This is a genomic window from Tsuneonella sp. HG222 (assembly GCF_053819185.1).
The window spans coordinates 918049-936373 of the sequence record NZ_JBSOQZ010000001.1 but is presented as its reverse complement, the minus strand read 5'-3'; the positions used below and the strand labels follow the sequence as shown (position 1 = coordinate 936373).

Here is an 18325-nt window from a genome sequence, read left to right as displayed (position 1 = left end):
CGAGCCAAAGCGACTCCGCTGCCGCGTGTATCGCGCCGTTTTTGCTACTTCGGCAAGCACTCCCGGCAGGCCGCGCGCGGTGCAAGTCCGCTCGCGGTGGAAACGCGGTAAATGGAATTGCATGCCTACAAAATGGGGGTAGCCTGCGCTTGCTCCCGAGACCAAGCCGCGCGGTGTCGGGAAGGGAGGAAATCGAACATGCCAGTCAGACCAGCCAAGCCCTTTGCCGAAGATGTCGTGTTCCACGGGTTCGCCGATCCGCCGGCGGTGGGCCGCGGCGGCATACTGCCTGCGCCGGCCATTCCGGATTCGAGCGACGTCATCACCGGAGTCGATCTGACGCGCGTGATCTACGTGACCGATGTCGCGCATGGACACAACGGCGGGCCGGCGTCGGCCAAGCCCGGCGGCGGTGGCGGGGGCGGCGGCGGCGGCGGCGGTGGCGGCGGGGGCGGCCTGACCTTTCCCGCTTATGTGAGCGGTCCGTCGAATGCCGCATCGGGCTTCAACATCACGATCCAGTTCAACGGGACCTGGACGCAGGCACTGCACGACACCTTCGTGGCGGCCGCCGACTTCTTCACCTCTCTGATCGTCGGAGAGCTCGCCGACGTTTCCGTCCGCAGCCGCGGCAAGACCACGACGGTGGACGACATCACGATCTCGGCGACGCTGAGCAACATCGACGGTGCCGGTGGCATCCTGGGCCAGGCCGGGCCGACATCGGTGCGGACCAGCAACTCGCTCCCGGCCACGGCGACGATGGAATTCGACATCGCCGATGCGCAGGATTTCTTCAATCAGGGCCTGTTCGACGACATCGTCATCCACGAAATGGCGCACAGCCTGGGCTTCGGCTCGATCTGGTCGCGCCTGAACCTGGTCGACGCCAACAACCTGTTCACCGGCGCGAAGGCAAAGGCGGAATCCCTCGAGTTGTTCGGCACCAGCCAGATCTTCGTCGAGACCGACGGCGGCCAGGGGACGGCCGGCTCGCACTGGGACGATGATACTTATCTCAATGAACTGATGACCGGTTACATCGACGACGCCAACTACATGTCGACCATGAGCGGCGCGGCGTTTGCCGACATGGGCTACCAGCTCAACAGCAACTGGGAAGTGGTGGTGGCCGAATTGCCGCTCGTCTGAACTAGTCGTTCCGGGCCGCCTGCGTTGCGGGTGGCCCGGACAGCATCGCCAGGCTCAGATGCTCGGGGATCGCGCTGCGTTCCGGGCCACTCTCGTTGATCGTCGAGCGGCGCATGTCGCGCTTGTAGCGGCGGTAATCGTATTCGGTCCCGCGATGGAGCGTGCAACGATTGTCCCAGATCACGATGTCGCCCTGCCGCCACTTGTGTGCGTAGACGAACCGGCGCTGGGTGGCGAAGGCGATCAGCTCCTCGATCAGCGCAGTGCTCTCGGCCGGGTCCATCCCGACGATCTTTTCCGCGTGAGCCCCCACGAACAAGGCAGGCCGACCCGAGGCGCTCGTGCGAACAAGCGGGTGCACCGCGCGCATGTAGGGCGCGAGCGGGCTGTCGTCGGCAACCGCGGCCCCGGCCTTGCGCCGGCTGTGGAGGTAGTTGTGAACCACCTGCAGCCCCTCGAGGCGCTCCTTCATCTCCGCGGGCAAAGCGTCGTAAACCAGTCGCCCATCGATGAGTTCGGTTTCGCCCTTTTCCGGGGTGACGATCACGCCGCGCAGCATGGACCACTTGCTCGGCAGATCGTTGAAACTGCTGTCGGCATGGAACAGCTCGTTGCCCTTGGCAATTTTCGCGCGGGGTCCGTCCGCATCGGCGATCTCGCCGTCCGGCCCGAGGTTCGAGACGTCGTAAAGGCCGAATGCCACCCGGGCCATGTGACCGTCGGGCCGGGCGCCGGGCAATTCCAACGGACCGAACGCGCGGCTGAATGCCAGATGGTCCAAGTCGTCGATGTGGCCCTGCCCGCGGATGACCAGGATCGCGTGCTCGCGCATCAGATCCTCGACCAGGGTCACGAGGTCCGGCGTCAGCTGCGCGACATCGACACCCGACAACTCCGCGCCGCACGGTTGCAGCAGGTTCACCTCTGGGCTCATAAGTGTGCAGGCCTCACATCGAATTTGCTTAGTATGCTAATCATATCGTCTTTGCGTCAACCTGTCAGCAATCATACCGGGCGCTGGAAAATCGCTCGCAATAACTGTGTTGGTTAAGTAATACAGCATCCATGGCATTGTTCGGCCTCATCAAACCTCGCGACAGGCGACCCGACTGGGCGCGGATCGAGCCCGACGACGACGCGGGGCCCGGCTGGATCGAGGATGCGCCCTACTCCCCGCTCTACGAGAGCGAAGGCCCGGGCGACCCCGAGTTCGGCCAATGGCTCGACGGTGAACTGGGGCGCCGCTTCCCCGACCATCATCGAACGGACCAGCGCTGGTGGCACCGCGCGTACTGGCAGGATCGGCGCAAGCGGTGGTGGGTATCGCGGATCGTGGCCGCCATCGTGGGCGTGTTCCTGCTGTTGGTCGCGTGGCTGCTGATCACCGCGCCGCTTTCCAAGTCGCTCAAGCCGATTGCCCCACCCCAGGTCACGCTGCTCGCGAGCGACGGCACGCCGATCGCCCGCAACGGCGCGGTGGTCGAGGCCCCGGTCGAGATGGCCAAGCTTCCGCCGCATGTGGCCGAGGCCTTCATCGCCACCGAGGATCGCCGGTTCTATACCCACTGGGGCGTCGACCCGCGCGCCATCGTCCGCGCAGTCTGGACGGGCTATGGCGGTGGCAGCACGATCACCCAGCAGCTCGCCAAGTTCACGTTCCTGACGCCCGAGCAGACCCTCACCCGCAAGGCACGCGAAGCGCTGATTGCCTTCTGGCTGGAGACCTGGCTGACCAAGGACGAGATACTCGAGCGGTATCTCTCGAACGCCTATTTCGGCGACAACGTCTACGGCATCCGCGCCGCCAGCCTGCATTACTTCTATCGCCAGCCGGAAAAGCTGCTGCCCAACCAGGCGGCGATGCTGGCGGGGTTGGTCCAGGCGCCGAGTGCTTACGCGCCGACCAAGCATTATGCCCGTGCCGAGCGGCGGATGAAAATCGTCGTCCAGTCGATGGTCGCGGCGGGGTATCTTACCGAGGCCGAGGCGCGGGCCATGAAGGCGCCCAGGCTAGACGTGCGCGATCTCGACAGCGAACTGCCTACGGGGACCTATTTCGCGGACTGGGCGCTGCCCGAAGCGCGCAAGCTGTCCGATGTCGGCTACGCGCGCCAGACGATCGCCACGACGCTCGACTCGCGCTTGCAGGAAGCCGCGCGGCGGGCCGTCAACCGCGCCCCGCTTGGCAGTGCCCAGGTGGCGCTGGTGGCGATGCGGCCCAACGGCGAGGTCGTGGCGATGATCGGCGGGCGCGATTACCGCAAGAGCCCGTTCAACCGCGCCACCCAGGCGCGCAGGCAGCCGGGATCGACGTTCAAGCTGTTCGTCTACCTTGCCGCGCTCGATGCCGGGATGAGCCCGGACGACGTGATCGACAATTCCGAGATCACGACCGGCACCTACCGCCCGAAGAATTCCAGCGGCAGCTATTCGCCCACGATCACGCTGGCCGACGCGTTCGCCCGCTCGAGCAATGTCGCCGCGGTGCGCTTGCAGCAGGAGGTCGGCAGCGACGCCGTTGTCGCCATGGCGCGCCAGCTCGGCGTGACCAGCGAGCTGCCGGAGGGCGATCCCTCTATGGCGCTCGGCACCTCGACGATGACGCTGCTCGAACTGACCAGCGCCTACGCGGGGGTCGCGGCCAACAGCTTCCCGGTCAGGCCCACCGCCTTCCCGCGCGACGATGGCGGGGTGTTCGGCTGGCTGCTCGGCGGACGGGACAGCCTCTCGCGCTCCACGCACACCGATATCCAGTCGATGCTGCGCCAGGCGGTCAACCGCGGCACCGGGCGCGCCGCCGCCCTTCCGGTGCCCAACTTCGGCAAGACCGGGACGACGCAGGACAACCGCGACGCCCTGTTCGTCGGTTATGCGGAAAACCTGGTCGTCGGCGTGTGGATCGGCAACGACGACAACAGTCCCCTGCCCGGCGTGACCGGCGGCAGCCTTCCGGCGCGGATCTGGAAGGATTTCATGCTGCAAGCCACCGGTCGACAAGCGGCGCCCGCCCCGCGGGTCAATCCGAGCGGGCCGGTCCAGCCGCTCGACGTCCCCGACGTCGGCGACATCCCCCTCGGCGACGATGCGACCCTGACCATCGGCGACGGCGGAGTGGGCCTGTCAGGCGCGATCGAGGGCGTGCCGGTGGATGTGCGGGTGGACGGCAACGGCGTGCGCATCACGCCCGGGCAGCCGCAGCCCTCGCCCTCGCCGTCACCCCCCGGGCGCCAGCTCGACGAGCAGATCTACCAGCAGCAGCGCCAGCGGATCGAACAGCAGCAGCAGGGCAATTAGGCCGGGTAGACGGCGCGCACGAAATACAGCCCCTCGCTCGGCGCGTTGAGGCCGAGCGCCGCCCGGTCCTTCGCTGCCAGGGCCTGGGCCACTTGCCCCTTGCTCCACTGCCCCAGGCCGACGAGCGCCAGCGTGCCGACCATCGAGCGCACCTGGTGATGCAGGAAGCTGCGCGCCGCGGCGCGTATCACCACGTGGTTGCCTTCGCGGCTGACATCGAGCCGGTCCAGCGTCTTGACCGGGTCCTTCGCCTGGCAGTTCACCGAACGGAACGTCGTGAAATCATGACTGCCGACGAGCGCTTGCGCCGCGCGGTGCATCGCCTCGGCATCCAGCGGGCGGGTCACATGCCACACCCGGCCCTTCTCCAGCGTCGGCGGGGCGCGGCGGTTGAGGATGCGATATTCGTATTCGCGTCCGACGCAGGAGAACCGCGCATGCCAGTCGTCCGCCACCACCTCGCAGGCGATCACTGCAACCGGCGCGGGGCGCATCAACGCATTGAGCGCCTCCGCCAGGCGGAACGGCTCGATTGGCTTCGCGATATCCACGTGGCTGCGCATCGCCAGCGCGTGGACCCCGCTGTCGGTCCGGCCCGCGCTGTGCAGCACCGCCCGCTCGCCCGTCACCGCGTGGACCGCATCCTCCACGGTCTGCTGGACGCTCGGCCCGTGATCCTGCCGCTGCAGGCCCATGAAAGGTCCGCCGTCGAATTCCAAGGTCAACGCGAAACGGGTCACCGCAGGACAGTGCCGACCGGCACCGACATTCCGCGCAGGAAGGCCGCGGCGTCCATCGCCGGTTTGCCCGCGCGCTGCACGGTGACCGGGCGCAGCGCGGCATTGCCGCAGGCGATCGTCAGCTCGTCGTCAAGCACCGTGCCGGGCGCGCCGTTCACGCCGATCATCCGCGCGCGCAGCACCTTGATCCGCTCGCCATCGAATTCGAACCACGAACCGGGGAATGGCGAGAACGCGCGGACCTCGCGTTCGAGCCGCTCGGCGGTCTCGCTCCAGTCGAGGCGGCTTTCGGACTTGGCGATCTTGTCGGCATAGGTTGCGCCATGCGGCTGGGCCTGCGGCTTGATGTGGTCGAGCTGGGCGATCGTATCGACGAGCAGGTGCGCGCCGACCTCTGCCAGTTCGTGATGCAGCTCACCCGCGGTCTTGTCCTCCACCGGAACGCGCGCGACGGCCAGCATCGGCCCGGTGTCGAGCCCTTCCTCCATCTGCATGATCGTGATTCCGGTCACGCTGTCGCCGGCCAATATCGCCCGCTGGATGGGCGCCGCACCGCGCCAGCGGGGCAGCAGGCTGCCGTGGACGTTGAGGCAACCACGCTTAGGCGCCTCCAGAATGGCGCGCGGCAGGATCAGGCCGTAGGCCACGACCACCGCGAGATCCGCCTCGTGCGCGGCGAAATCGGCCTGCACGTCGAGATCGCGCAAGCTCAGCGGGTGGCACACGGGAATGCCCATCGCCTCGCCGACGAGGTGAACCGGAGACTTGCGCTCCTGCTTGCCCCGCCCGGCCGGCCGCGGCGGCTGGGTGTAGACTGCAACGATCGTATGGTCGGCCTCGGCCAGAGCGCGCAGGGTCGGCACGGAAAAGTCCGGCGTTCCCATGAAGACGATGCGCATTGTCCGGCCTTCCTAATTCCAGCCCCGCGCCCTATCTCCCGTCCGATGGCTTCGCAAGAAATCGAGACGCTGGCGAGCGCGCTGGCCCGCCTGCCGGGTCTCGGCCCCCGCAGCGCACGGCGCGCTGTGCTCTGGCTGGTCAAGCGGCGGGAAACCGCGCTGGCCCAGATCGTCGAGGCGCTGGTGGCCGTGCAGCAACGGCTGGTGGAGTGCCCCGAGTGCGGCAACGTCGACACGCAAAGCCCCTGCGTCATCTGCACCGATCCGCGCCGCGACCAGCGCCAGCTTTGCGTGGTGGAGGACGTCGCCGACCTGTGGGCACTGGACCGCGCGAAGCTGTTCCCCGGCCGCTACCATGTGCTCGGTGGGCGCCTGTCGGCGCTCGAAGGCGTGAGACCCGAGGACCTGACGATCGGCCGCCTGCTCGAGCGAGTGGCGGAAGGGGGGATCGACGAGATCGTATTGGCGATGAACGCCACCCTCGAAGGCCAGACGACCGCGCACTACATTGCCGAACGGCTGGAAGCCTACCCGGTGCGCGTGACCCAACTAGCCCACGGGTTGCCCGTGGGCGGCGAGCTCGATTACCTCGACGAAGGCACCTTGGCGCAGGCGCTGCGCGCGCGCAGGCCGGTCAGTTCCTGAGGGGCATTTCGCCGAGGATCGTCTCGGTGTGCAGGGAGCACTTCCATGCGCCATCCTCGCGCACCCAGGTGGTGCTGTCGACGCACTTGAGGTCCATTTCCTGCCCCTTCATGTCGCCGGTCTGGTGCACCTTGTAGGCGATGATCGCGACATCGCCCGACGGCTGAACGACCCGAACGTCATCGAACTGGAAGGTCCTCAGGTTCCAGTCGCCTTCGTTGGTCATGGCTTCGTATTTAGCGGGGTCGATCGCCATCGCGCCCATCGGCCCAATGACCAATCCTTCGCCGGCAATCATGTTCGCCGCGGTCTTGGCGTCCTTGTCGACCATCGTCTGCCAGAACCTCGTTTCGAGATCGATTATCGTCTGCTCGTCGTTCATCGAACGGCCTCCTTCGATGAAACAATTCGCGCCGCTGGCCGGCGTTCCTCGCTCCGTCGCACGGTCTTGTCGGACGGGCGACTAAATACTATCTGGCCCCCATGGCTATCCGTGAAATCCTGGAAGTGCCGGATCCCCGGCTCAAGATCGTGTCTAAGCCCGTCGAAGCCTTCGACGATGGCCTCAAGACGCTCGTCGACGACATGTTCGACACGATGTACGCCGCGCACGGCATCGGCCTCGCCGCGATCCAGGTGGGCGAGCCGCTTCGCCTGCTGGTTATCGACCTGCAGGAAGACGATCCCGACGCCGAGCCCGAGGAATGCCATTCGCACGGCGGCGAAACGCACTATCACCAGCCTGTGAAGAACGATCCGCGGGTGTTCGTAAACCCCGAGATCCTCGACCCCAGCGAGGACATTCGGAGCTATCAGGAAGGCTGCCTGTCGGTCCCCGACATCTATGCCGATGTGGAGCGCCCCGCACGCTGCCGCGTGCGCTGGCAGGATCTCGCGGGCAAGACCCACGAAGAAGAGATGGAAGGCATGCTGGCCGTGTGCATCCAGCACGAGATGGACCACCTCGAGGGCATCCTCTTCATCGACCACCTCAGCCGCCTGAAGCGGCAGATGGCGCTCAAGAAGCTCGACAAGCTGCGCAAGGCGGCCTGACCGGGTAGTCTAGTTGCTTAGCCCGGCGCGACTGCCTCCCAACTCGGCCGGCCCTCTGCGCTGCCCGCCCCATCGATAAGCTTCAGCCTCGGTCACTCTACCGGGAACATCCCCGGTTTCGCTTCGCTTGACGAAGAGGAGACCGGAAAATGACATCGAAACAGGAAAGTAAAGCCGCTGCAGCGGGTGCAGTAGGTTTGGGATTGGCGCTGGGCGGATTGGCCTTCGGCGCCTTTCTGCACCAACGGCGCAAGAGCGGCGAAGGCGACAGTGCGCCGGGCTACACCGCCAGGCGCGGGTTCGGAGACTACGAAGTCACCGGCCGGACCGTCACCATCCGCAAGCCGCGCGACGAATTGTTCGCGTTCTGGCGCGATTTCTCGAATCTGGTCGGAGTCATGGAAAACCTCGAAGCGATCACGAAATCGCCCGACGGAAAGCGCTCGACCTGGCGCATCAAGGCGCCCGCCGGTCGGACGGTGGACGTCGAGACACAAATCGTGCGCGAGGAACCGGGTGAACTGATTGCCTGGCGCTCCGTCGAGGGATCGGAAATCGATACCGAGGGCCGGGTCATGTTCAAAGATGCGCCGGGAGATCGCGGGACGCAGGTCACGCTGATCGTCGCGTACGATCCCCCTGCAGGCGCCGCGGGCAGGGCCGTCGCCAAGCTGTTCCTTCGCGAACCGGCCGTCCAGGCGCGCCACGATCTCAAGCGATTGAAGATGCTGCTGGAAACCGGCGAAGTGGCGACATCGGCAAGGCGGCGCGACGAAACGCGCCAGTCCCAGCAGGAGGACGCGGCATGAAGGCGCTCACCTGGCATGGAGCCAAGGACGTTCGCGTCGAAACCGTCGACGATCCGGAGATCATCAATCCGCGCGATGCCATCATCAAAATCACGTCGACCGCGATTTGCGGCAGCGACCTGCACCTTTACGATGGCGTCATTCCAGGCGTTAAACCCGGCGATGTCCTCGGCCACGAGTTCATGGGCGAGGTGGTGGAGATCGGTTCGGGCAGCACGCTAAAGAAGGGCCAGCGCGTCGTCGTGCCGTTCACGATCAGCTGCGGCGGCTGTTTTCACTGTTCCGTCGAGCAGTACTCGGCCTGCGAGAACTCGAATCCGGCGGAAAAGCAGGACATGTCCGCAACGCTTTACGGTCAGCCGATGTCCGGACTGTTCGGCTATTCGCACCTGACCGGTGGGTACTCCGGCGGCCAGGCCGAATACGTTCGCGTGCCCTTCTCCGACGTGGGGCCGATCGTCGTTCCGGACCATCTGGAGGACGAGAAGGTCCTGTTCCTGTCCGACATCCTCCCTACCGGCTGGATGGCGGCCGAAAACGCCGACATCCAGCCCGATGATACGGTGGCGGTCTGGGGATGCGGCCCGGTCGGCCTGTTTGCCATACAGTCTGCCCTGGCGATGGGCGCCGCAAAGGTGATCGCCATCGACCACTATCCGCATCGCCTCGAACTCGCCGCGAAGCTCGGGGCCGACATCATCGATTTCCGTCGCACCGACGTGCGCGAGGCGCTGATGGAGATGTCGGGCGGGATCGGCGTGGACGCCGTGATCGATGCCGTGGGCATGGAAGCGCATGGGTTCGCCATCGACAACATGATCGACGTGGTGAAGCAGAAGGTCGGGATCGGTGCCGATCGCGCCAGCGCGCTCAAGCAGGCGCTGCTTGCCGTCCGCTTCGGCGGCAAGGTCTCCATCCCCGGGGTGTATGGCGGCATGAGCGACAAGTTTCCGCTCGGCGCCCTGATGGAGAAGGGCTTGCAGATCCGCTCCGGCCAAACGCACGTGCAGAAATACACTCGCAAGCTGCTGGCGATGGTCGAGAACGGAACCCTCGATACCACCTTCCTCATCAGCCACCGCCTGCCGCTGAGTCAGGCGGCCGAGGGGTACAAGAACTTCAAGGAGCAGCAGAACGAATGGACCAAGGTGGTCCTCAAGCCCGCGTTTGCGGCCGCGTGATGAGCAAGGTGATCGACAAGCTGTCCAAAACGGAATTCTTCGATCGGGCAAACTTGGAAGACACCAGCGTCGGCCGTTCGCAGAACAGGGCCGATCCGGCGAAGGTCGCGCGCGACGGATATGACGCCTTGCTCGCCGGCGACGGTCACACGGTGAGCGGGTTCATGAACAAGGTTCAGGACGTGTTTGCAGGCATCCTGCCCGACACTCTCCTGGCCGAGATGCACCGTCGAATGGCCCAGCCAAAATCGGCCTAGGGCGCGAACCACCACCAGCCGGCCAGGGCAACCGCCGCCAGCCAGACCGTCACGACCGCCACCGCCCCGGCCATCGACCGGGGTCGATCGCGCGCCTCGGCCTCCACCCGCAGTTCGGCCATCAACTGCACCGGCATCAGCCGCACCGCCAGCCAGACGCCGGCCGGCACGATCAGCAGGTCGTCGAGGTAGCCCAGCACCGGGATGAAGTCCGGGATCAGGTCGATCGGGCTGAGCGCGTAGGCGGCGGTGGTGGCGGCGACGATCTTGGCGGCAAGCGGCGTGCGTGGGTCGCCGGCGGCCAGCCACAGGGCGACGACATCGCGCTTGATCGCGCGGGCCCAGTCCCGCAGCCTAGTGAAGGACACTCTCGTAGATTTCCTCGAGCCGGCGGCGGTCGATGCCGCACCTTTGCTCGATCGCCAGCGGATGGTTTGTGGGTTCGAGTTCGATCGACGGCCGCTCGCCCAGCGGGCGGGGGTGCAGCATCGTCTTCAGGTTCTCTGTCTCGGGGTAGGGGCGCAGCGCGGCCGACAGCCAGCCGAAGTACGGCCCGAGGCGTTCGCGCCCTTCGGTTGCCCGGTCGTACTCCCGGAAATGCGCTTCGCTGAGCGACACCCAGACGCCCCATCCGAAAGGATCGGCAAGGCCGGCGACGGGGATTTCGATAATCCCGCGCACGAAGAAAATCGATCCATCGACCACGCAGGTATCCGCGGTAAGCACACAGCGCCGCTCCCGGTCCGCTTCGGGGATGCCGTAGTAGTACAGGGGAGCGGCCGCCGACAGGTGCGGGACACCCTCGTGCCATTCGCCGCAGGTGCGGCACTTGAAACGGAAGCCTTCGCTCATCCGCGCGGGTGATAGAAATCGTAGACCGCCTGCGCCACCGCCGCGCTGACGCCGGGTGCCCGCTGCAGATCTTCGAGGGAGGCAGCCCGCACCCGGCCCGCGGTGCCGAAGTGCAGCAGCAGCGCGCGCTTGCGCGAGGGGCCGATGCCGGGGATCTCGTCGAGCGGGCTGGCGGTAATGGCACGGCTGCGCTTGGCGCGGTGCGCCCCGATCACGAACCGGTGCGCCTCGTCGCGCAGGCGCTGGAGATAGAACAGCACCGGGCTGTTGGTCGGCAGGGTCTTCTCCCGGCCGTCGGGGAAATGGAACACCTCGCGGCCCTCGCGCCCGTGGTGCGGTCCCTTTGCCACCGCGATGAGAGGAACGTCCTCGATGCCCAGTTCCTCCAGCGTGTCGCGCACCGAGGACATCTGCCCCTTGCCGCCGTCGATCAGCACCAGGCCCGGCCAGGTGTCTCCGTCGCGGTCCGGATCCTCTTCCAGCGCGCGCCCGAAGCGGCGGGCCATGACCTCGCGCATCATGCCGAAGTCGTCGTCGGTCTGCGCGCTCTTGATGTTGAACTTGCGATACTGGCCCTTCTGGAAGCCGTCCGGCCCGGCGACGATCATCGCCCCGACCGCCTTGGTGCCCTGGATATGGCTGTTGTCGTAGACCTCGATCCGGCGCGGCTCCTCCGGCAGTTCGAGGAACTCGGTCAGTTCGCGCATGATCTTGGCCTGGGTCCCGCTTTCGGCCAGGCGGCGGTCCAGCGCTTCGAGCGCATTGCGCTGAGCCTGCTGCATCAGCCGGCGGCGTTCGCCCCGTTGCGGCACGCTGATCTCGACCTTGCGCCCCGCCAGCGCGCAAAAGGCTTCTTCCAGCAGCGCGCGGTCGGGCAGCTCGCGATCGACCAGGATGGTGCGCGGCGGCGGCACTTCCTCGTAGAACTGCGCCAGCACGCGGCTCAGAACCTCTTCCTCGCTTACCTCTTGGTAGTGGCTCGGGAAGAAGGCGCGGTGGCCCCAGTTCTGCCCGCCGCGAACGAAGAAACCCTGGATGCCCAGCTGCCCGCCCTTGGCCGCCAGCGCGAAGACATCCGCATCGCCCACCCCTTCGGCGTTGATCGCCTGGCTGCCCTGGATGAAGGTCGCGGCGCGGAGCCGGTCGCGCAGCATGGCCGCGCTTTCGAAGTCGAGCGCCGCGGCCGCTTCGGCCATCTGGCGTTCGATCTTCTTCTGCACCGCGCCGCTCTTGCCGCCGAGGAAGTCCTTCGCCTCGCGCGTCAGTTCGGCATAACCCTCGCGGTCGATCCGGCCGACGCACGGCGCCGAGCATCGCTTGATCTGGTACAGCAGGCAGGGCCGGTCGCGCCGGGCGAAGAAGCTGTCGGTGCAGGATCGCAGCAGGAACAGCTTCTGCAGTGCGTTGATCGTGGTGTTGACCGATCCGGCACTGGCGAAGGGACCGTAGTAGTCGCCCTTTATCTTGCGCGCGCCGCGATGTTTCATGATGCGCGGAAAGGCATGTTCGGTCCGCAGCAGGATGAACGGGAACGACTTATCGTCGCGCAGCAGAACATTGTACGGCGGCCTGAAGCGCTTGATCAACTGCGCTTCGAGTAGCAAGGCCTCCGCCTCGGAGTTCGTGGTGACGATCTCCATTCCGCGCGTCTGGCTGACCATGCGCTGCAAGCGATTGGAAAGATTGGAAACCTGGGTGTAATTCGCGACCCGGTTCTTCAGCGCCCGTGCCTTGCCGACATAGAGCACGTCCCCCCGCCCATCGGTCATCCGATAGACCCCGGGCTTGGGCTTCAGCGTGCGGACGGTCTCGCGGATCGCCTTGATCCCAGCCTCCAGGTCCGGCTTGCCGGCGCCCTGGACGGCATATGTCGCGCGCTCCTCGAGGAAGCGCTCGGCGCCGCGCGGATCGGGGGGAGAGCCTGCCGGGGTGCGGGACATGGAACGCGAGATAGGGTCTCGCGCCGATTCCGTCACCCCGGAAGGATCAGAAGATCTTGCGGAATTCGATTTCGAAGGTCCGCCCGTTCGGATCGAGCAGGAACGGCTGGTAGCGCAGCGGCGTGGCGCCGGTGCTGTCGGTAACGCGCTGCCTGGCGTCGAACACGTTGTCGACGCTGAGCGACACCCGCGTGCCCGCGAAAAACGGCACCTGCTCGACCAGCTTTTCCTTCCGGCCGAGGTCCGCGAATATCCGCAGGTCGAGCTTGAAGATGTCGTCGAAGAACAGGTCCGTGCTGCCCGGCAGCCCGCTGCCGTCGACCCGCGTCTTGCCGCCGTAGTCGCCCTGGAAGCGCAGTCCCATGCCGTTGTAGAAGACCCCGCCTTCCAGGCCGAAGCTGTGGCGCGAAATTCCGCCGCCCGAAAGGGCATCGCCGTCGAGCAGGTCCAGCAAGGGTCCGCCCGGTGCGATCAGGACTTCGTTCTCGATCTCGTAGGTATGGCTCAGCGACAGGTTCCAGCGTCCGAAATTGCCCTGCCGGCGCTGCATCGGGTTGAAGCCGGCCGCTCCCCCGCCCTGCCCGGCGGCCTGCGGAGCGGGCGCTGCCTGAGCCGGAACGCCGCCCTGTGCGGCAACCTGGGGCGCGCCCTGCCCGTCGCCCTGGCCTCGCCGGCCACCGGCACCCGCGGGGACCTGGCCCGCCTCGGCCGAACAGATACGATCCTGCAACTGCTTGATCCGGGCCGGATCCGGCGTCCCATCGGGTCCGTTGAGCCTTGCCCTGAACTGCTCGGGGAGAACCGCAAGGTTTGGCTCGGCCGGCGCCCCGCCCGGAGTGCCGGGCGCGGGACAAAACGCCGTGCGCAATTGCTGGAAACCCTCGGGATTGAGGAACGCCGCCCCGCCCGGACCGCCCTGGCCATTGCACATGCGCTGCCGCATTTCGGCGACGCGAGCGGGATCGACCGTGCCGTCCTCGTTCTTCAGGCGTTGCTGCATCTGCTCCGGCAAGCCCGAGATATCGGGAACGCCAGTGGCTCCTTCGGCGCACAATTGAGTGCGAAACTGCTGGAAAGCCTCGGAGTTGAAACGGCCCTGGCCCGCGCCCTGGCCGCCCGGAGGACCGCCGAAGACCATCGTCCCGCCGCCGCCGCGTCTGCCGCCACCGGCCTCACCGCCTCCGGATGCGCCGGCGCCCGGTCCTCCACCGCCGAAGCCACCGCCGAAGCCGCCACCGCCGCGCTGTCCACCCGCAGGCTGTTCGCCGATGCGTCCCGAAAGGTTTATCGCCGTGCGCAAACGCTGCGATTTCTGGCTGTAGAACGTCACCGGGCGCTGATCGACCGACAGCAGGCGTCCGCTCGCCGCATCGCGGGTCACACGACCCGGGAAAGCCGCCTCGATCTCGGGTGTGAGCAAGGGGAAGCTGGCCGTCACGTCGCGCGAGCTGTTGCGAAACCATTCGACCGAGATCGTCGAGCGATCGAACAGCGGAATTTGGTAGAAAACGCCGAGCTTGAGGTCCTTCTGCGTTTCCTTGGACAAGTTCGGGTTACCGCCGCTGGTCACATCGGCGAGCACCGTGGTGCCGGTCGTGAAATCGAAGAACGGCACGTTGAAATTGACGATCGTCGGCGCGCCGAGCTGGCTCAGCCCGGGTGCCGCATCCCGGACGATATAGGTCGCCTGGAAGTTGAGATCGTCGATCGGGCTCCAGTTGAGACCCGTGCTCCAATCCGTCAGCGTGCCGAAATCCGAAAGATAGTTCACGCCCGCGCTCAGGTTGGCCGAAAGGTCGCCGATCGCGCCGAGCGCGCCCGTGCCGCGCTCGGCGACGGGGATCGAGACGTTGATGCCGCCATTGAGATCTCCGCGGGTAAGCCGGCTTCCCGGTCCGCCGCTGCGCGTATCGCTGCTGGTGATGCGGTCCCAGTCGTATCCGGCGTCGAGCGTGACCGCCACTTCGCCGGCGGGCAGTTCGAGCGGCTGGCCCATCGCGGTGAACTTGGCCGTGGCGCTGTCGGTCTTGCTCAGCGAGGTGTCGAACCCGTTGCCAGCGAGGCCCGCCGCAATCGGCGCATCCAGGGCGAAGGCACCCGCCAGCGCGGCAGCGCGCAGCGCCGCGGTATCCGCCTGTCGATCGATCCGGGTTTCGCTGTCACCGTGATTGGCGTCGACCGTGCCGGTCAGCTGCCAGTCACCCGCGCGGGTATTGAGCGTCGCGCCCAGGGAATAGGTGTCGCTGCGGCTCCTGCGGGACAGCGGATCTTCGGCACCGAACAGCCGCAGGCGCGTGGCCCCGCTGGGCGCGGTGAGCAGCACGCTGTCGAGCCCGTTGAACGACTTGCTCTCGTTGCGCTGGATCGCGCCGTTGAGGCTTAGCGACGACCCGGATTCACCCAGAGCGGTGGTCCAGTTGCCGGTCAGCGAATAGGTCTGCGCGTCGGCAACGAGTGTCCGGTAAGGCGCCGGATCGGGATCGCCCGCCACCACCGGAACGACCGTCTGCACGATATCGCGCTCGCTTTCGGTCAGCGCACTGGTGTCGCTGACCTCAAGGTTGAAGTTCATGCGGCTGGGGCCGCTGATCCGCAGCACGGTCGCCTCGGCCTCCTTGGTCGAAGTGCCGCCGCGGTCGGGCTGGCCGTATTCCAGCTCGACTTCCTTGCTCGCGAAGTTGTCCTTCAGGATGAAGTTGATCACTCGCTGGTCGGGCGAATAGCCGTATTTCTGCGCCACTTCCTCGGGCAGGATCTCGACCTTGCGGATGGCCTCGGGAGGGAACGAGCGCATTTCGCGGAAGCTAGATACCCGCAGTCCATTCATCAGCATGATCGGCGGCCCGCTGCCCCGCCCGCGGCCGCTGCCGGTTTCGTTCTGAAGCGCGGCGACCAGTTCGGCGAGCGAGCCAGCGCCGTACGAGGCGATGTCCTCCTCATCGAGTTCGGCGATCGCAGGCTGCGGGGCATCGACCTGTCCGCGCAGCGAACCCGCGATGACCACGATCTCGTTATCGCTGATCGTCTCTTCGCCCGGAGCCGGCGGATCGACGACCTGTTGCGCCGCTGCAGCAGGCGCCTTTACGTCAGTCGGAGCGTCTTGAGCCAGCGCTGCGGGGGCGGCGATGGCGGCGGCAAGAGCAGTCAGACTGGCTGCGGGGAGATAGCGCACGGCGGAAATCCTTCGGACAAGTTCACGCATCCCCCGTGGCGCCTAGTCGATGAACGACGTGACAGCGGCAACTGCATTTCGGGTAACAAAGTGTCGCGTCCCGTCGCGATAGTTCGCAGGGCGAGGGGCGAGGCTTTCCTTTTGACCCCCTTGCAGCTATGGCGCCCGCCGACGAAATGCAGCGAATTGGAAACTGAATTATATGGCGAAAGAAGAACTCCTCGAAATGCGCGGGAAGGTGGTTGAACTGCTGCCCAACGCGATGTTCCGGGTGGAGCTCGAAAACGGCCATATGATAATCGGCCACACGGCGGGGAAAATGCGCAAGAACCGCATCCGCGTGCTGGTGGCGGACGAGGTACTCGTCGAACTGACCCCCTACGATCTCACCAAGGGTCGCATCACCTATCGCTTCATGCCCGGCCGGGGCGGCCCGGGCCCTCAGTAAGCGGGCCGGCGCCTTGGACGCGCCCAGTCTCATCCTCGCCTCTGCAAGCCCGCGCCGGCGCGAACTGATCGCGCGGCTCGGGATCGAACCCGCGCGCTTCGGCGGGTCGGACATCGACGAAACACCCCGCAAGGCCGAACTGCCGCGCGATTACGCCCGCCGTATGGCCGCCGAAAAAGCGCACGCCGCAGCGGATCCGATCGCCCACGTTCTGGCGGGAGACACCGTTGTGGCGGTGGGTCGCCGGATCCTGCCCAAGGCGGAAGACGAAGCGACCGCGCGCGCTTGCCTCGGCATCCTTTCCGGCCGCAGGCACCGGGTCCTGTCGGCGGTCGCCCTGCTCGCGCCCGACGGCACCTTGCGCGAGCGCCTGAGCGAAACGCAGGTGCGCTTCAAGCGCCTTTCGGCCGAGGAGCTCGAGGCCTACGTCGCCGGCGGGGAATGGCATGGCAAGGCCGGCGGCTATGCCATCCAGGGTAGCGCCGAGGGCCTGATCGCGTGGATTTCCGGCAGCCACTCGGGCGTCGTCGGTCTCCCCCTGTTCGAGACGCGGGCCCTGCTCAAATCCGCAGGCTTCCCCGTTGGCTGAGTGGCTGGTCGAGGAAGGGATCGGCGAGCACCGCGCGCTGCTGGTCGATGGCGGAGAGGCCCGGGCAGCGAAGATCGACTGGCCGGGAGACCTCGCCACAGGCGCCGTGCTCGAGGGCAAGCTGATCCATTTCGACGGCAAGCGGCGGCGGGGCACGGTGGGCTTCGCCGGCGGTCTCGAGGCGCTTTGCGACCGGCTGCCCGCCGGTGCTGTCGAGGGATCGACCCTTCGCTTCGAAGTGACGCGGCCCGCCCTGGCCGAAAGGGGCCGCCTCAAGCGCGCGCAGGTGCGGCCGACCGACGCGGCGCCCCGCCCCGCGCCAACTCTGGGGGAATCACTGGGGGCCCGGATCGTGCGGCACTTCCCGACGGGACTGTGGGAGGACGTCTGGCAGGAGGCGTGGAGCGGCGAGGTCGCGTTCCCCGGGGGTTCGATCACCGTGATACCGACACAGGCGATGACTTTGGTCGACGTCGACGGGAATTATCGTGCCGCCGAACTGGCTCGCGCCTGCGTCCCCGCCATCGCCGACGCGGTCAACCGGATGGACCTCAGCGGTTCGATCGGGATCGACTTCCCGACGCTGACGGACAAGTCCGACCGTCGCTGGGTCGACCGCGCGCTGGACGACGCGCTTGTCGACTGGCCCCACGAACGCACGGCCATGAACGGCTTCGGCTTCGTGCAAATCGTCGCGCGCGTGACTCGTCCGTCGCTCCTTCACTGCCTGGCGTTCGATAGAGCGGGGTCGGCCGCGCGCCTGCTTTTGCGCCGGGCAGAGTTTTTGGTCGAACCAGGTCAGTTGCTCCTCACCTGTCATCCGGCCGTGCAAGCAAGACTGACCGACGACTGGCTGGCTGCCCTTGGGCGGCGGACCGGTCGGGATGTGAAGGTTGTGCAGGAGGCCGCTCTTGCGCTCGACGGCGGCTTCGCGCAGGCGGTCTCGCGATGAACAAGCCCTGCCCGATCTGCCGCAAGCCCCGCTCCCAAGAATTCGCCCCGTTCTGTTCGTCGCGCTGCCGCGACCGGGACCTCGCCCAGTGGTTCAACGACGGCTACGCGATCCCCGGCCCGCCCGCCGCTCCCGAGGACGTGGCGCCCGAGAGCGATTGAGCGGAAGGGTCTTGCCAACCGTTGCGGGGAGCGCCATAGGCGCGCTTCCAATCGCTGGCGGCTCCTTTCGGGGCACGCAAATTGGCGACGCCCGGGTAGCTCAGTGGTAGAGCAGACGACTGAAAATCGTCGTGTCGGTGGTTCGACTCCGCCCCTGGGCACCACTCCCCATCTTTGAATT

Annotated in this window: 19 protein-coding genes and 1 tRNA gene; 12 read left to right on the top strand and 8 right to left on the bottom strand. The window is 66.7% G+C overall.

Features of this window, described 5'->3' with window-relative positions:
• Nucleotides 1–198 precede the first annotated feature (198 nt).
• Nucleotides 199–1152, top strand: coding sequence for a leishmanolysin-related zinc metalloendopeptidase (locus tag ACWPMZ_RS04675; protein WP_455702849.1), 954 nt, complete (start codon nt 199–201; stop codon nt 1150–1152).
• A gap of 1 nt (nt 1153) precedes the next feature.
• Here the strand turns inward: ACWPMZ_RS04675 and ACWPMZ_RS04670 are convergent, their stop codons facing one another.
• Complete coding sequence (locus tag ACWPMZ_RS04670; RefSeq protein ID WP_455702848.1) at nt 1154–2086, bottom strand: TauD/TfdA dioxygenase family protein; 933 nt, start codon at nt 2084–2086, stop codon at nt 1154–1156.
• Nucleotides 2087–2217: 131 nt separating this feature from the next.
• Between ACWPMZ_RS04670 and ACWPMZ_RS04665 the strand changes: the two genes are divergently transcribed.
• On the top strand, nt 2218–4446 hold the full coding sequence (locus ACWPMZ_RS04665) for a transglycosylase domain-containing protein (RefSeq protein ID WP_455702847.1): 2229 nt from the start codon (nt 2218–2220) through the stop codon (nt 4444–4446).
• On the opposite strand, the gene truA is transcribed toward ACWPMZ_RS04665, so the two are convergent.
• Together truA and fmt are read right to left on the bottom strand one after the other, a co-directional pair.
• Entirely contained in the window at nt 4443–5186 is a 744-nt protein-coding gene (truA, locus tag ACWPMZ_RS04660) for a tRNA pseudouridine(38-40) synthase TruA (protein WP_455702846.1), read from the bottom strand. The two genes, ACWPMZ_RS04665 and truA, sit on opposite strands and share 4 nt — an antisense overlap.
• Nucleotides 5183–6085: a methionyl-tRNA formyltransferase gene (fmt, locus tag ACWPMZ_RS04655; RefSeq protein ID WP_455702845.1), complete on the bottom strand. Its 903-nt coding sequence runs from the start codon at nt 6083–6085 to the stop codon at nt 5183–5185. The genes truA and fmt overlap by 4 nt, the downstream gene beginning before the upstream one ends.
• Before the next feature lie 45 nt (nt 6086–6130).
• Here fmt and recR point away from each other — a divergent pair, with 45 nt between their 5' ends.
• On the top strand, nt 6131–6730 hold the full coding sequence (gene recR, locus ACWPMZ_RS04650) for a recombination mediator RecR (RefSeq protein WP_455702844.1): 600 nt from the start codon (nt 6131–6133) through the stop codon (nt 6728–6730).
• Here recR and ACWPMZ_RS04645 read toward each other — a convergent pair.
• The gene (locus tag ACWPMZ_RS04645) at nt 6720–7112 is read right to left on the bottom strand and encodes a nuclear transport factor 2 family protein (RefSeq protein WP_455702843.1); all 393 of its coding nucleotides are present in this window, start codon (nt 7110–7112) and stop codon (nt 6720–6722) included. The genes recR and ACWPMZ_RS04645 overlap by 11 nt on opposite strands.
• A 101-nt stretch (nt 7113–7213) precedes the next feature.
• Between ACWPMZ_RS04645 and def the strand changes: the two genes are divergently transcribed.
• The 4 genes from def to ACWPMZ_RS04625 all read left to right on the top strand — a co-directional run bounded on the left by def (nt 7214) and on the right by ACWPMZ_RS04625 (nt 10030).
• The gene (gene def, locus ACWPMZ_RS04640; RefSeq protein WP_455702842.1) at nt 7214–7783 is read left to right on the top strand and encodes a peptide deformylase; all 570 of its coding nucleotides are present in this window, start codon (nt 7214–7216) and stop codon (nt 7781–7783) included.
• Nucleotides 7784–7932: 149 nt separating this feature from the next.
• The gene (locus ACWPMZ_RS04635) at nt 7933–8592 is read left to right on the top strand and encodes an SRPBCC family protein (RefSeq protein WP_455702841.1); all 660 of its coding nucleotides are present in this window, start codon (nt 7933–7935) and stop codon (nt 8590–8592) included.
• Nucleotides 8589–9773 carry a zinc-dependent alcohol dehydrogenase gene (locus ACWPMZ_RS04630; protein ID WP_455702840.1) on the top strand — a complete coding sequence of 395 codons (1185 nt, stop codon included), beginning with the start codon at nt 8589–8591 and terminating at the stop codon, nt 9771–9773. The genes ACWPMZ_RS04635 and ACWPMZ_RS04630 overlap by 4 nt, the downstream gene beginning before the upstream one ends.
• Nucleotides 9773–10030 (top strand): hypothetical protein, encoded by a 258-nt coding sequence (locus ACWPMZ_RS04625; RefSeq protein WP_455702839.1) that lies wholly within the window; start codon nt 9773–9775, stop codon nt 10028–10030. Before ACWPMZ_RS04630 ends, ACWPMZ_RS04625 begins: the two co-directional genes overlap by 1 nt.
• Here ACWPMZ_RS04625 and ACWPMZ_RS04620 read toward each other — a convergent pair.
• The 4 genes from ACWPMZ_RS04620 to ACWPMZ_RS04605 are packed head-to-tail and all read right to left on the bottom strand — an operon-like array spanning nt 10027 to nt 15994.
• A complete protein-coding gene (locus ACWPMZ_RS04620; RefSeq protein ID WP_455702838.1) occupies nt 10027–10398 on the bottom strand; it encodes a YkvA family protein in 372 nt (123 codons plus the stop codon). The two genes, ACWPMZ_RS04625 and ACWPMZ_RS04620, sit on opposite strands and share 4 nt — an antisense overlap.
• Nucleotides 10385–10882 (bottom strand): DUF2199 domain-containing protein, encoded by a 498-nt coding sequence (locus tag ACWPMZ_RS04615; protein ID WP_455702837.1) that lies wholly within the window; start codon nt 10880–10882, stop codon nt 10385–10387. The genes ACWPMZ_RS04620 and ACWPMZ_RS04615 overlap by 14 nt, the downstream gene beginning before the upstream one ends.
• Nucleotides 10879–12822, bottom strand: coding sequence for an excinuclease ABC subunit UvrC (uvrC, locus tag ACWPMZ_RS04610; protein ID WP_455702836.1), 1944 nt, complete (start codon nt 12820–12822; stop codon nt 10879–10881). Before uvrC ends, ACWPMZ_RS04615 begins: the two co-directional genes overlap by 4 nt.
• 46 nt (nt 12823–12868) lie before the next feature.
• Nucleotides 12869–15994 (bottom strand): hypothetical protein, encoded by a 3126-nt coding sequence (locus ACWPMZ_RS04605; RefSeq protein WP_455702835.1) that lies wholly within the window; start codon nt 15992–15994, stop codon nt 12869–12871.
• Nucleotides 15995–16196: 202 nt separating this feature from the next.
• Here ACWPMZ_RS04605 and infA point away from each other — a divergent pair, with 202 nt between their 5' ends.
• The 5 genes from infA (at nt 16197) to ACWPMZ_RS04580 (ending at nt 18308) form a co-directional block, all read left to right on the top strand.
• On the top strand, nt 16197–16442 hold the full coding sequence (gene infA / locus ACWPMZ_RS04600) for a translation initiation factor IF-1 (protein WP_455702834.1): 246 nt from the start codon (nt 16197–16199) through the stop codon (nt 16440–16442).
• 13 nt (nt 16443–16455) lie between these two features.
• Complete coding sequence (locus tag ACWPMZ_RS04595; RefSeq protein ID WP_455702833.1) at nt 16456–17031, top strand: Maf family protein; 576 nt, start codon at nt 16456–16458, stop codon at nt 17029–17031.
• Nucleotides 17024–17983 (top strand): ribonuclease, encoded by a 960-nt coding sequence (locus tag ACWPMZ_RS04590; protein ID WP_455702832.1) that lies wholly within the window; start codon nt 17024–17026, stop codon nt 17981–17983. Before ACWPMZ_RS04595 ends, ACWPMZ_RS04590 begins: the two co-directional genes overlap by 8 nt.
• Nucleotides 17980–18144: a DNA gyrase inhibitor YacG gene (locus ACWPMZ_RS04585; RefSeq protein WP_455702831.1), complete on the top strand. Its 165-nt coding sequence runs from the start codon at nt 17980–17982 to the stop codon at nt 18142–18144. The genes ACWPMZ_RS04590 and ACWPMZ_RS04585 overlap by 4 nt, the downstream gene beginning before the upstream one ends.
• Before the next feature lie 89 nt (nt 18145–18233).
• Nucleotides 18234–18308, top strand: a tRNA-Phe gene (locus tag ACWPMZ_RS04580).
• The last annotated feature ends 17 nt before the right edge of the window (nt 18309–18325 follow it).

What these genes read in the sequence shown, in the direction of transcription:
- ACWPMZ_RS04675 (WP_455702849.1), top strand. Translation starts at nt 199, where the DNA reads ATGCCAGTCAGACCAGCCAAGCCCTTTGCCGAAGATGTCGTGTTCCAC.
- ACWPMZ_RS04670 (WP_455702848.1), bottom strand. Translation starts at nt 2,086, where the DNA reads ATGAGCCCAGAGGTGAACCTGCTGCAACCGTGCGGCGCGGAGTTGTCG.
- ACWPMZ_RS04665 (WP_455702847.1), top strand. Translation starts at nt 2,218, where the DNA reads ATGGCATTGTTCGGCCTCATCAAACCTCGCGACAGGCGACCCGACTGG.
- fmt (WP_455702845.1), bottom strand. Translation starts at nt 6,085, where the DNA reads ATGCGCATCGTCTTCATGGGAACGCCGGACTTTTCCGTGCCGACCCTG.
- recR (WP_455702844.1), top strand. Translation starts at nt 6,131, where the DNA reads ATGGCTTCGCAAGAAATCGAGACGCTGGCGAGCGCGCTGGCCCGCCTG.
- ACWPMZ_RS04645 (WP_455702843.1), bottom strand. Translation starts at nt 7,112, where the DNA reads ATGAACGACGAGCAGACGATAATCGATCTCGAAACGAGGTTCTGGCAG.
- def (WP_455702842.1), top strand. Translation starts at nt 7,214, where the DNA reads ATGGCTATCCGTGAAATCCTGGAAGTGCCGGATCCCCGGCTCAAGATC.
- ACWPMZ_RS04635 (WP_455702841.1), top strand. Translation starts at nt 7,933, where the DNA reads ATGACATCGAAACAGGAAAGTAAAGCCGCTGCAGCGGGTGCAGTAGGT.
- ACWPMZ_RS04630 (WP_455702840.1), top strand. Translation starts at nt 8,589, where the DNA reads ATGAAGGCGCTCACCTGGCATGGAGCCAAGGACGTTCGCGTCGAAACC.
- ACWPMZ_RS04625 (WP_455702839.1), top strand. Translation starts at nt 9,773, where the DNA reads ATGAGCAAGGTGATCGACAAGCTGTCCAAAACGGAATTCTTCGATCGG.
- ACWPMZ_RS04615 (WP_455702837.1), bottom strand. Translation starts at nt 10,882, where the DNA reads ATGAGCGAAGGCTTCCGTTTCAAGTGCCGCACCTGCGGCGAATGGCAC.
- uvrC (WP_455702836.1), bottom strand. Translation starts at nt 12,822, where the DNA reads ATGTCCCGCACCCCGGCAGGCTCTCCCCCCGATCCGCGCGGCGCCGAG.
- infA (WP_455702834.1), top strand. Translation starts at nt 16,197, where the DNA reads ATGGCGAAAGAAGAACTCCTCGAAATGCGCGGGAAGGTGGTTGAACTG.
- ACWPMZ_RS04585 (WP_455702831.1), top strand. Translation starts at nt 17,980, where the DNA reads ATGAACAAGCCCTGCCCGATCTGCCGCAAGCCCCGCTCCCAAGAATTC.